This window comes from Mycobacterium sp. UM_Kg1 (assembly GCF_000972925.1).
GTDB lineage: Bacteria > Actinomycetota > Actinomycetes > Mycobacteriales > Mycobacteriaceae > Mycobacterium > Mycobacterium hiberniae.
In genome coordinates, this window is record NZ_JRMK01000023.1 from 1 (window position 1) to 12,442 (window position 12,442).

7 protein-coding genes are annotated in these 12,442 nt (G+C 66.9%); 6 read left to right on the forward strand and 1 reads right to left on the reverse strand.

Annotation, left to right across the window (positions count from 1 at the left end):
- Position 1: 1 nt before the first annotated feature.
- Entirely contained in the window at positions 2 to 610 is a 609-nt protein-coding gene (gene rplJ, locus LI92_RS05670) for a 50S ribosomal protein L10 (protein ID WP_046316909.1), read from the forward strand.
- A 45-nt stretch (positions 611 to 655) separates the two neighbouring features.
- Complete coding sequence (gene rplL / locus LI92_RS05675; RefSeq protein WP_046316910.1) at positions 656 to 1,045, forward strand: 50S ribosomal protein L7/L12; 390 nt, start codon at positions 656 to 658, stop codon at positions 1,043 to 1,045.
- 55 nt (positions 1,046 to 1,100) lie between these two features.
- On the opposite strand, the gene LI92_RS05680 is transcribed toward rplL, so the two are convergent.
- A complete protein-coding gene (locus tag LI92_RS05680) occupies positions 1,101 to 1,808 on the reverse strand; it encodes a TetR/AcrR family transcriptional regulator (protein ID WP_046316915.1) in 708 nt (235 codons plus the stop codon).
- A 60-nt stretch (positions 1,809 to 1,868) separates the two neighbouring features.
- On the opposite strand from LI92_RS05680, the gene LI92_RS05685 reads away from it, so the two are divergent.
- The 4 genes from LI92_RS05685 (at position 1,869) to LI92_RS05700 (ending at position 12,427) form a co-directional block, all read left to right on the forward strand.
- Complete coding sequence (locus LI92_RS05685) at positions 1,869 to 3,377, forward strand: carotenoid oxygenase family protein (RefSeq protein WP_502691402.1); 1,509 nt, start codon at positions 1,869 to 1,871, stop codon at positions 3,375 to 3,377.
- Between the two features lie 93 nt (positions 3,378 to 3,470).
- Complete coding sequence (locus LI92_RS05690) at positions 3,471 to 4,523, forward strand: ABC transporter ATP-binding protein (protein WP_046316916.1); 1,053 nt, start codon at positions 3,471 to 3,473, stop codon at positions 4,521 to 4,523.
- 384 nt (positions 4,524 to 4,907) lie between these two features.
- Positions 4,908 to 8,438 (forward strand): DNA-directed RNA polymerase subunit beta, encoded by a 3,531-nt coding sequence (gene rpoB / locus LI92_RS05695; RefSeq protein WP_192829987.1) that lies wholly within the window; start codon positions 4,908 to 4,910, stop codon positions 8,436 to 8,438.
- A gap of 38 nt (positions 8,439 to 8,476) precedes the next feature.
- Positions 8,477 to 12,427: a DNA-directed RNA polymerase subunit beta' gene (locus LI92_RS05700; protein ID WP_046316919.1), complete on the forward strand. Its 3,951-nt coding sequence runs from the start codon at positions 8,477 to 8,479 to the stop codon at positions 12,425 to 12,427.
- Positions 12,428 to 12,442 lie beyond the last annotated feature (15 nt).

Sequence of the window (12,442 nt, forward strand, 5' to 3'; positions counted from 1 at the left end):
GATGTGTATAAGAGACAGCATCGTCGAGCAGTTCAACGAGTCGGCCGCCACCCTGATCACCGAGTATCGCGGTCTGACGGTGGCGAACCTGGCGGAGCTGCGGCGATCACTTGCCGGTTCGGCCACCTACACGGTGGCGAAGAACACGCTGGTCAAGCGGGCTGCTGCCGAGGCCGGGCTGGAGGGCCTCGACGAGCTGTTCGCCGGTCCGACGGCGATCGCTTTCGTTCGGGGTGAGCCCGTCGACGCCGCCAAGGCCATCAAGAAGTTCGCCAAGGACCACAAGGCGCTGGTCATCAAGGGCGGCTACATGGACGGTCGGGCACTGACCGTCGCCGAGGTGGAGCGCATCGCCGACCTGGAGTCGCGCGAGGTGCTGCTGGCCAAGATGGCCGGTGCCATGAAGGCCAACCTGTCCAAGGCTGCCGGACTGTTCGCTGCCCCGGCATCGCAGATGGCGCGCCTGGCAGCGGCGCTGCAGGAGAAGAAGCCCGCCGAGGCAGCTCCTGCCGCCGAGGCCCCGGCTGCCGAGGCGCCGGCCGAGGCCGAGGCTCCCGCCGAGACCGACGCTCCGGCGGAGGCCGCCGAGGCTGCGGCCGAGACCGAATAACCCCAATCCCAACTTCCCTAACCGGAATCAGAAAGGACCGAAATCATGGCTAAATTGTCCACCGAAGAGCTGCTCGACGTCTTCAAAGAGATGACCCTGCTCGAACTGTCGGAGTTCGTGAAGCAGTTCGAGGAGACCTTCGACGTCACCGCCGCGGCTCCGGTCGCTGTGGCCGCCGTCGCTGGTGGCGCCCCCGCCGCCGCTGAGGCCGGCGAGGAGCAGTCCGAGTTCGACGTCATCCTGGAGTCGGCCGGCGAGAAGAAGATCGGCGTGATCAAGGTGGTCCGCGAGATCGTCTCCGGCCTGGGCCTCAAGGAAGCCAAGGACCTGGTCGACAGCGCCCCCAAGCCGCTGCTGGAGAAGGTCGCCAAGGAGGCTGCCGAGGACGCCAAGGCCAAGCTCGAGGCCGCCGGCGCCAGCGTCACCGTCAAGTAGTAGCGCTACGCAGCAAAGCCCCCGGGCCCCGCAAGGGTCCGGGGGCTTTTGCCGTTCAGCCGTGGTGAAGCGCCGCGGCCAGCGAATGCGCCGCCCGCTCGGGCGTATCGCCGAGGGCGACCAGCAGACTGATCGTCATCGGACTCAGGACCTGGGTTGCCGCGTAGACCTCGTCGTCCAACTCGCCGAAGTAGCCGGCCAGCTCCAGCATCATGAAGCCGTGCATCACCGTCCAGAACTGCGCGGCGGCGGCCACCACCGCCGCGTCGGTCTGCTCGGCCGACTCGTTCGGCGCCACCCGCAGGCGGCCGGCCTGTATCGATCGGTGCACGCCGCGGACCAGGTGGGCGAAGCTGGGCACCGCGGCGTCGATTTCGGCGGTGCCGAACGCGAGCATGTTGTGGGCGGGCGCATTGATGCCGTGTGCGCTGGTGCTGCCGAACATCAGCCGGTAGAGGTGGGGCCGATCGCGGGCGAACCTGCGGTAGACGATGCCGGTGGCGAGCAGGTCGGCGACGGGATCGTCGGTGGCGGGCAGCGTCAGTGCCTCGTCGAACTGGCGCAGGCCCTCGTCGGTGATCGCGGCGATCAGCTGCGGCATCCCGCCGAAGTGGGTGTAGACCGCCATGGTGGAGGTTCCGGCGGCGGCGGCGATCTTGCGGGTCTGCAGCGCTTCGGGACCGTGTTCGTCGAGCAGGGCGAGGGCCGCGGCCAGCAAGTCCTCGCGCACCGTCCGCTCGGGCTGCGAAGTCACGCTTGCCATCGTCGCACAGGCGGCGTACGGTTCAAATAACACTGAAATAACAATGTTATGGAGGCTTCCATGTCGATCGACACGTCACGTTCGGCGCGGACGCCGAACCCCTACCTCGACGACGTCCTGGCGCCGGTGGACGCCGAGCTGACGGTGACCGACCTGCGCGTCACCGGCCAGATCCCGGACTACCTCGACGGCCGCTACCTGCGCAACGGGCCCAACCCGGTCGCCGACGTCGATCCGGCGACCTACCACTGGTTCACCGGCGACCCGATGGTGCACGGCGTGGCGTTGGGTGACGGCCGGGCCCGGTGGTACCGCAACCGCTGGGTACGCACCCCGGCGGTCTGCGCCGCGCTGGGCGAACCCCTGCCGGGCCGCATCGACGTGCGGGCCGGGATGAAGTCCGTCGGACCGAACACCAACGTGCTCGAGCACGCCGGCAAGACGCTGGCGCTGGTGGAGGGGGGAGTGGCCAGCTACGAGCTGACCGAGGATCTGGACACGGTCGGCACCTGCGACTTCGACGGCACCCTGTACGGGGGCTACACCGCGCACCCGCATCGTGACCCGCGCACCGGCGAGTTGCACGCCGTGTCCTATTCCTTCGCCCGGGGCAGTTCTGTGCAGTACTCGGTGATCGACACCGCCGGGCGCATGCGCCGCTCCGTCGACATCGCGGTGACCGGAGCGCCGATGATGCACGACTTCTCGCTGACCGAGAAGTACGTGGTGGTCTACGACCTGCCGGTCACCTTCGATTCGGCCGACGTGCTGCCGGTGCGCATGCCCCGCTGGCTCAAGGCGCCGGCCCGACTGGTGCTGAGCAACCTGATCGGCAAGGTCCGGCTGCCCAACCCGGTCACCGCGCTGGTCAACCGCGACACCAGGCCCCCGTCCGGGATGCCCTACTCCTGGAATGCCGACTACCCCGCGCGCATCGGGGTGATGCCGCGCGAGGGCGCGCCGAAGGTGCGCTGGTTCGAGGTGGAGCCCTGCTATGTCTTCCACCCGGTCAACGCCTACACCGAAGTCACAGCGGCCGGACACGAGTTGCTGGTCCTCGACGTGGTGCGCTACGCGAAGATGTTCGAGGTCGACCGGCACGGCCCGGGCGACGTTCCGCCCACGTTGGACCGCTGGACGATCAACCTCGACACCGGGGCGGTGAACACCGAGGCGCGCGATGACCGGCCGCAGGAGTTCCCCCGGATCAACGAGGCGCTGACGGGGGTCAAACACCGTTTCGGCTACACCATGGGCATCCAGGGCGGCTTCGTCGGCGGGGCGGGGACGCCGATGTCGACCGCGCTCTACAAGCACGACTACCGCAACGGGACGAGCCTGACCGCGCCGCTGGATCCGGCGCTGGTGATCGGCGAGATGTCGTTCGTGCCCAGGCCCGGCGGCCGGGAGGAGGATGACGGCGTTCTGATCGGTATGGCCCACCACCGGGGCGCCGACGAGGGTCAACTGCTGATCCTCGACGCCGCGACCTGTGAGTCGGTTGCCACCGTGCACCTGCCGCAACGGGTTCCGATGGGCTTCCACGGCAACTGGGCACCAGTTGACTGAGGCAGACCTCCGATAACGGTCGCCCGGGTGCGCTACAGTGGCCCAAGCCACAAGCCAGTCGTGGCATGACGACGTTGCGGAAGGACCTCACTAATGGGTGTCGCCATCGAGGTACAGGGGCTTACCAAGTCCTTCGGATCGGCCCGGATTTGGGAAGACGTCTCTATGACCATTCCCGAGGGAGAGGTCAGCGTTCTGCTGGGACCCTCCGGTACCGGCAAGTCCGTGTTCTTGAAGTCCCTGATCGGCCTGCTGCGCCCCGAGCGCGGGTCGATCACCATCGACGGCACCGACATCCTGCAGTGCTCGGCCAAGGAGCTCTACGAGATCCGCACGCTGTTCGGCGTGTTGTTCCAGGACGGCGCGCTGTTCGGGTCGATGAACATCTACGACAACACCGCCTTCCCGCTGCGTGAGCACACCAAGAAGTCCGAGAAGGAAATCCGTGACATCGTCATGGAGAAGCTCGAGATGGTCGGTATGCCCAACGACGGCTACAAGTTCCCCGGCGAGATCTCCGGCGGTATGCGCAAGCGTGCCGGCCTGGCCCGGGCGCTGGTGCTCGACCCGCAGATCATCCTCTGCGACGAGCCCGACTCCGGCCTGGACCCGGTCCGCACCGCCTACCTGAGCCAGCTGCTGATCGACATCAACGCCCAGATCGACGCCACCATCCTCATCGTCACGCACAACATCAACATCGCGCGCACGGTGCCGGACAACATCGGCATGCTGTTCCGCAAGGAACTGGTGATGTTCGGGCCCCGCGAGGTGCTGCTGACCTCGGACGAGCCGGTGGTGCGCCAGTTCCTCAACGGCCGGCGTATCGGCCCCATCGGCATGTCCGAGGAGAAGGACCAGGCGACCGCGGCGGCCGAGGAAGCCATGATCGCCGCCGGCCAGAGCGACGGCGGCGTCGAAGAGATCGAGGGCGTGCCGCCCCAGCTCAGCGCGACCCCCGGCCTGCCGGAGCGCAAGGGGGTGGCCCGCCGCCGGGCTCGGGTGCGCGAGATTCTGCACACCCTGCCGCCCAACGCCCAGGCGGCCATCCGCGACGAGCTCGACGGCACCAACAAGTACGCCGTGCACGAGTTCCCGGCGGACGAAGACGCTCCCACTGCGTCCATCCCGACCCCGCCTGGCTGAGTCCGGCAAGGCTCGCCGACCTCAGCTCTTGACGGACGGACCTCGACGGTCCAATCTGTTCACCAGCACACTTGCGGGGAGCTCGGCGGAGGCCAGCCAGCACCGATAGGGCTCCGGGACGGCGCAGTTGAGGATTGCGTCAGCCTGCGCTATTGTTGGACGTTGCGCTGGCTTCCTCCTGCCCATCCCTTACTCGCACCCGAACACCGCAGTACAGCCTGAGCCAGGTCCGTCGGCTCGATTCAGGACTGTCACCTCGTGGTTGGGCTGTGCGTGAGACCGGACAGAGCGTTCGCCAGCCGAACCAACGGTCGATATTCGCAGCGAACGGGCCCGGTGAGATCCGGGGTCCGCTGGCCGCATTAGGTGCTGGAAGGATGCATCTTGGCAGTCTCCCGCCAGAGCAAAAAGAACGCTTCAGGTACTACCACCCACAATTCTCCCAACAGCTCCGTGCCCGGGGCCCCCAACCGGGTGTCCTTCGCCAAGCTGCGTGAGCCCCTCGAGGTTCCCGGTCTGCTCGACGTGCAGACCGACTCGTTCCAGTGGCTGATCGGGGCGCCGCAGTGGCGCGAGAAGATGGCCCAGCAGACCGGTGCTGCGCCCAAGGGTGGCCTTGAAGAGGTGCTCGAAGAGCTGTCCCCGATTGAGGACTTCTCCGGCTCCATGTCGCTGTCGTTCTCCGACCCGCGGTTCGACGAGGTCAAGGCGCCGGTCGAGGAGTGCCGCGACAAGGACATGACGTATGCCGCCCCGCTGTTCGTCACCGCGGAGTTCATCAACAACAACACCGGCGAGATCAAGAGCCAGACGGTGTTCATGGGTGACTTCCCGATGATGACCGAGAAGGGCACGTTCATCATCAACGGCACCGAGCGCGTGGTGGTGTCCCAGCTGGTGCGTTCGCCGGGCGTGTACTTCGACGCCAACATCGACAAGTCCACCGAGAAGACGCTGCACTCGGTGAAGGTGATCCCGGGCCGCGGCGCCTGGCTGGAGTTCGACGTCGACAAGCGCGACCTGGTCGGCGTCCGTATCGACCGCAAGCGCCGCCAGCCGGTCACCATCCTGCTCAAAGCGCTGGGCTGGACCTCCGAGGCGATCCGGGAGCGGTTCGGCTTCTCCGAGATCATGATGTCGACGCTGGAGAAGGACAGCGCCGCCAGCCCCGACGAGGCGCTGCTGGACATCTACCGCAAGCTGCGTCCGGGCGAGCCGCCGACCAAGGAGTCCGCGCAGACGCTGCTGGAGAACCTGTTCTTCAAGGAGAAGCGCTACGACCTGGCGCGGGTGGGTCGCTACAAGATCAACAAGAAGCTGGGCCTGACCGCCAACCCGGGCGAGTCGCAGCCGACCACGCTGACCGAAGAGGACATCGTGGCCACCATCGAGTACCTGGTGCGCCTGCACCAGGCCGCTCAGGACGGCGTCTCGGCCACCATGACGGTGCCGGGCGGCGTCGAGGTTCCCGTCGAGGTCGACGACATCGATCACTTCGGCAACCGGCGGCTGCGCACCGTGGGTGAGCTGATCCAGAACCAGATCCGGGTCGGCCTGTCCCGGATGGAGCGGGTGGTCCGCGAGCGGATGACGACGCAGGACGTCGAGGCCATCACGCCGCAGACCCTGATCAACATCCGCCCGGTGGTCGCCGCGATCAAGGAGTTCTTCGGCACCAGCCAGCTCTCCCAGTTCATGGACCAGAACAACCCGCTGTCGGGCCTGACCCACAAGCGCCGCCTGTCGGCGCTGGGCCCGGGTGGTCTGTCCCGGGAGCGGGCCGGCCTGGAAGTTCGTGACGTGCACCCGTCCCACTACGGCCGGATGTGTCCGATCGAGACCCCGGAAGGCCCCAACATCGGTCTGATCGGGTCGCTGTCGGTCTATGCGCGGGTCAACCCGTTCGGCTTCATCGAGACGCCCTACCGCAAGGTGGTCGACGGTGTGGTCACCGACGAGATCCACTACCTGACCGCCGACGAGGAGGACCGCCACGTCGTGGCGCAGGCCAACTCGCCGCTGGAGGACGACGGTCACTTCACCGAGGACCGCGTTCTGGTCCGCCGGAAGGGCGGCGAGGTCGAGTACGTGTCCTCGGCCGAGGTCGACTACATGGACGTCTCCCCGCGCCAGATGGTGTCGGTGGCCACGGCCATGATCCCGTTCCTCGAGCACGACGACGCCAACCGTGCCCTGATGGGCGCCAACATGCAGCGTCAGGCGGTTCCGCTGGTGCGCAGCGAGGCGCCGCTGGTGGGCACCGGCATGGAGTTGCGCGCCGCGATCGACGCCGGGGACGTGATCGTCGCCGACAAGACCGGTGTCATCGAGGAGGTGTCTGCCGACTACGTCACGGTGATGGCCGACGACGGCACCCGGCAGACCTACCGGATGCGCAAGTTCAACCGGTCCAACCACGGCACCTGCGCCAACCAGCGTCCGATCGTCAACGCCGGCCAGCGCGTGGAGGCCGGTCAGGTGATCGCGGACGGCCCGTGCACCGACAACGGTGAGATGGCCCTGGGCAAGAACCTGCTCGTGGCGATCATGCCGTGGGAAGGGCACAACTACGAGGACGCGATCATCCTGTCCAACAGGCTGGTCGAGGAGGACACGCTGACCTCGATCCACATCGAGGAGCACGAGATCGACGCCCGCGACACCAAGCTGGGCGCCGAGGAGATCACCCGGGACATCCCGAACGTCTCCGATGAGGTGCTGGCCGACCTCGACGAGCGCGGCATCGTCCGTATCGGCGCCGAGGTCCGCGACGGCGACATCCTGGTCGGCAAGGTCACCCCCAAGGGTGAGACCGAGCTGACGCCCGAGGAGCGGCTGCTGCGGGCGATCTTCGGCGAGAAGGCCCGCGAGGTCCGCGACACCTCCCTGAAGGTGCCGCACGGTGAGTCCGGCAAGGTCATCGGCATCCGGGTGTTCTCCCGGGAGGACGACGACGAGCTGCCCGCCGGTGTCAACGAGCTGGTGCGTGTCTACGTCGCGCAGAAGCGCAAGATCTCCGACGGTGACAAGCTGGCCGGCCGCCACGGCAACAAGGGCGTCATCGGCAAGATCCTGCCGGTGGAGGACATGCCGTTCCTGCCGGACGGCACGCCGGTCGACATCATCTTGAACACCCACGGTGTGCCGCGACGCATGAACATCGGTCAGATCCTGGAGACCCACCTGGGCTGGATCGCCAAGACCGGGTGGAACATCGATGTGGCGGCCGGTGTGCCGGACTGGGCGGACCAGCTCCCCGAGGAGCTGTACGCCGCCGGAGCGGACACCCGCACCGCGACCCCGGTGTTCGACGGGGCGCGGGAGGCCGAGCTGCAGGGCCTGCTGGCCTCGACTCTGCCCAACCGCGACGGCGAGGTCATGGTCAACGGCGACGGCAAGGCGAAGCTGTTCGACGGCCGCTCCGGTGAGCCGTTCCCGTACCCGGTGACCGTCGGCTACATGTACATCATGAAGCTGCACCACCTGGTGGACGACAAGATTCACGCGCGTTCCACCGGTCCGTACTCGATGATCACCCAGCAGCCGCTGGGCGGTAAGGCGCAGTTCGGTGGCCAGCGGTTCGGTGAGATGGAGTGCTGGGCCATGCAGGCCTACGGTGCGGCGTACACGCTGCAGGAGCTGCTCACGATCAAGTCCGACGACACCGTCGGCCGGGTGAAGGTCTACGAGGCGATCGTCAAGGGCGAGAACATCCCCGAGCCGGGCATCCCGGAGTCCTTCAAGGTGCTGCTCAAAGAGCTGCAGTCGCTGTGCCTCAACGTCGAGGTGCTGGCGAAGGACGGTGCGGCGATCGAGCTGCGCGAAGGCGAGGACGAGGACCTGGAGCGGGCAGCCGCGAACCTGGGAATCAACCTGTCCCGCAACGAATCCGCTTCTGTGGAAGACCTGGCCTAGTTACTAGTTACTAATCCCGCAAGGGGAAAGGGAGTTACGTGCTCGACGTCAACTTCTTCGATGAGCTCCGCATCGGCCTGGCGACCGCGGAGGACATCCGGCAATGGTCCTACGGCGAGGTCAAGAAGCCGGAAACGATCAACTACCGCACGCTCAAGCCCGAGAAGGACGGCCTGTTCTGCGAGAAGATCTTCGGACCGACTCGCGACTGGGAGTGCTACTGCGGCAAGTACAAGCGGGTGCGCTTCAAGGGCATCATCTGTGAGCGCTGTGGCGTCGAGGTGACTCGCGCCAAGGTGCGTCGTGAGCGGATGGGCCACATCGAACTGGCCGCCCCGGTCACCCACATCTGGTACTTCAAGGGCGTGCCGTCGCGCCTGGGCTACCTGCTGGACCTGGCGCCCAAGGACCTCGAGAAGATCATCTACTTCGCGGCCTACGTCATCACCAGCGTCGACACCGAGATGCGCCACAACGAGCTGTCCACCCTGGAAGCCGAGATGGTCGTCGAGAAGAAGGCGGTCGAGGACCAGCGCGACGCCGACCTGGAGGCCCGCGCCCAGAAGCTCGAGGCCGACCTGGCCGAGCTCGAGGCCGAGGGTGCCAAAGCCGACGTGCGCCGTAAGGTTCGCGACGGCGGCGAGCGCGAGATGCGCCAGCTGCGCGACCGTGCCCAGCGTGAGCTGGACCGCCTCGACAACATCTGGGACACCTTCGTCAAGCTGGCTCCCAAGCAGCTGATCGTCGACGAGACCGTCTACCGCGAGCTGGTGGACCGCTACGGCGAGTACTTCACCGGCGCCATGGGCGCCGAGTCGATCCAGAAGCTCATCGAGACCTTCGACATCGACGCCGAGGCCGAGTCGCTGCGCGACATCATCAAGAACGGCAAGGGCCAGAAGAAGCTTCGCGCCCTCAAGCGCCTCAAGGTGGTCGCCGCGTTCCAGCAGTCGGGCAACTCCCCGATGGGCATGGTGCTCGACGCGGTGCCGGTTATCCCGCCGGAGCTGCGCCCGATGGTCCAGCTCGACGGTGGCCGGTTCGCCACCAGCGACCTCAACGACCTGTACCGCCGGGTCATCAACCGCAACAACCGGCTCAAGCGACTGATCGATCTGGGTGCGCCCGAGATCATCGTCAACAACGAGAAGCGGATGCTGCAGGAGTCGGTCGACGCGCTGTTCGACAACGGCCGTCGTGGCCGGCCGGTCACCGGACCGGGCAACCGCCCGCTGAAGTCCCTGAGCGACCTGCTCAAGGGCAAGCAGGGACGGTTCCGTCAGAACCTGCTCGGCAAGCGTGTCGACTACTCGGGCCGTTCGGTCATCGTCGTCGGTCCCCAGCTCAAGCTGCACCAGTGCGGTCTGCCGAAGCTGATGGCGCTGGAGCTGTTCAAGCCGTTCGTGATGAAGCGGCTGGTCGACCTGAACCACGCGCAGAACATCAAGAGCGCCAAGCGGATGGTGGAGCGGCAGCGCCCCCAGGTGTGGGACGTCCTCGAAGAGGTCATCGCCGAGCACCCGGTGCTGCTCAACCGTGCACCCACGCTGCACCGGCTGGGTATTCAGGCCTTCGAGCCGCAGCTGGTGGAAGGCAAGGCCATCCAGCTGCACCCGCTGGTCTGTGAGGCCTTCAACGCCGACTTCGACGGCGACCAGATGGCCGTGCACCTGCCGCTGAGCGCCGAGGCGCAGGCCGAGGCCCGCATCCTGATGCTGTCGAGCAACAACATCCTGTCGCCGGCGTCGGGTCGTCCGCTGGCCATGCCGCGACTGGACATGGTTACGGGCCTGTATTACCTGACCACCGAGATCGAAGGTGACACAGGCGAATACACTCCGGCGGCCAAGGACCGTCCGGAGACGGGCGTGTACTCCTCGCCGGCCGAGGCGATCATGGCCGTGGACCGCGGCGCGCTGAGCGTGCGGGCACGGATCAAGGTGCGTCTGGACCAGCTGCGGCCGCCGGCCGAGGTGGAGACCGAGCTGTTCGGCGAGAACGGCTGGCGCCCGGGCGGCGCCTGGATCGCCGAGACCACGCTGGGCCGGGTCCTGTTCAACGAGCTGCTGCCGGCCGGTTATCCGTTCGTGGACAAGCAGATGCACAAGAAGGTTCAGGCCGTCATCATCAACGACCTGGCCGAGCGCTACCCGATGATCGTGGTCGCGCAGACCGTCGACAAGCTCAAGGACGCCGGCTTCTACTGGGCCACGCGTTCGGGGGTCACGGTGTCGATGGCCGACGTGCTGGTGCCGCCGCGCAAGAAGGAGATCCTCGACTCCTACGAGGAGCGCGCCGACAAGCTGGAGAAGCAGTTCCAGCGTGGTGCACTCAACCGGGACGAGCGCAACGAGGCGCTGGTGGAGATCTGGAAGGAAGCCACCGAAGAGGTGGGTCAGGCGCTGCGTGACCACTACCCGTCCGACAACCCGATCATCACGATCGTGGACTCCGGGGCCACGGGTAACTTCACCCAGACCCGGACGCTGGCCGGCATGAAGGGTCTGGTGACCAACCCCAAGGGTGAGTTCATCCCGCGGCCCATCAAGTCCTCGTTCCGTGAGGGCCTGACCGTGCTGGAGTACTTCATCAACACCCACGGCGCCCGAAAGGGTCTGGCGGACACCGCTTTGCGTACCGCCGACTCCGGTTACCTGACTCGTCGTCTGGTGGACGTGTCCCAGGACGTGATCGTGCGCGAGCACGACTGCGGTACTGAGCGCGGCATCATCGTCGACTTGGCCGAGGTCCAGGCCGATGGATCGCTGATCCGCAACCCGTTCGTGGAGACGTCGGCGTACGCCCGCACGCTGGCCGTGGACGCGGTCGACAGCAACGGCAACGTTGTCGTCGAGCGCGGACACGACCTGGGCGACCCGTCGATCGAGGCACTGCTGGCGGCCGGTGTCGCCAGCGTCAAGGTGCGCTCGGTGCTGACCTGCGCCACCGGAACCGGAGTCTGCGCCACCTGCTACGGCCGTTCGATGGCCACCGGCAAGCTGGTCGACATCGGTGAGGCGGTCGGTATCGTCGCCGCCCAGTCCATCGGTGAGCCCGGCACGCAGCTGACCATGCGTACCTTCCACCAGGGTGGTGTCGGTGAGGACATCACCGGCGGTCTGCCGCGGGTGCAGGAACTGTTCGAGGCCCGGGTGCCGCGCGGCAAGGCGCCGATCGCCGACGTCGCGGGTCGGGTGCAGCTCGAAGAGGGCGAGAAGTTCTACAAGATCACGATCGTGCCGGACGACGGTGGCGAGGAAGTGGTCTACGACAAGCTGCCCAAGCGTCAGCGGCTGCGCGTGTTCAAGCACGACGACGGCTCGGAGCGGTTGCTGGCCGACGGCGACCACGTCGAGGTCGGACAGCAGCTCATGGAGGGTTCTGCCGACCCGCACGAGGTGCTGCGTGTGCAGGGGCCCCGTGAGGTGCAGATCCACCTGGTCAACGAGGTCCAGCAGGTCTACCGGGCCCAGGGTGTGTCGATCCACGACAAGCACATCGAGGTGATCGTCCGGCAGATGCTGCGCCGGGTGACCATCATCGACTCGGGCGCCACGGAGTTCCTGCCCGGATCGCTGACCGAGCGGGCCGAGTTCGAGACCGAGAACCGTCGCGTGGTCGCCGAGGGCGGCGAGCCCGCGGCCGGCCGGCCGGTGCTGATGGGTATCACCAAGGCGTCGCTGGCCACCGACTCGTGGCTGTCGGCGGCCTCCTTCCAGGAGACCACCCGCGTGCTGACCGATGCGGCGATCAACTGCCGCAGCGACAAGCTGCAGGGCCTGAAGGAGAACGTGATCATCGGCAAGCTGATCCCGGCCGGCACCGGCATCAACCGGTACCGCAACATCGCCGTGCAGCCCACCGAGGAGGCCCGGGCCGCTGCGTACACGATCCCGTCCTACGAGGATCAGTACTACAGCCCGGACTTCGGCGCCGCCACCGGTGCCGCGGTTCCGCTGGACGACTACGGATACAGCGACTACCGCTAGTCGGCACACGAGAAG

Bases quoted from the DNA above. Each gene is read 5' to 3' on its own strand.
- LI92_RS05680 (WP_046316915.1), bottom strand. From the start codon at position 1,808: ATGGCAAGCGTGACTTCGCAGCCCGAGCGGACGGTGCGCGAGGACTTG.
- LI92_RS05685 (WP_502691402.1), top strand. From the start codon at position 1,869: ATGTCGATCGACACGTCACGTTCGGCGCGGACGCCGAACCCCTACCTC.
- LI92_RS05690 (WP_046316916.1), top strand. From the start codon at position 3,471: ATGGGTGTCGCCATCGAGGTACAGGGGCTTACCAAGTCCTTCGGATCG.
- rplL (WP_046316910.1), top strand. From the start codon at position 656: ATGGCTAAATTGTCCACCGAAGAGCTGCTCGACGTCTTCAAAGAGATG.
- rplJ (WP_046316909.1), top strand. From the start codon at position 2: ATGTGTATAAGAGACAGCATCGTCGAGCAGTTCAACGAGTCGGCCGCC.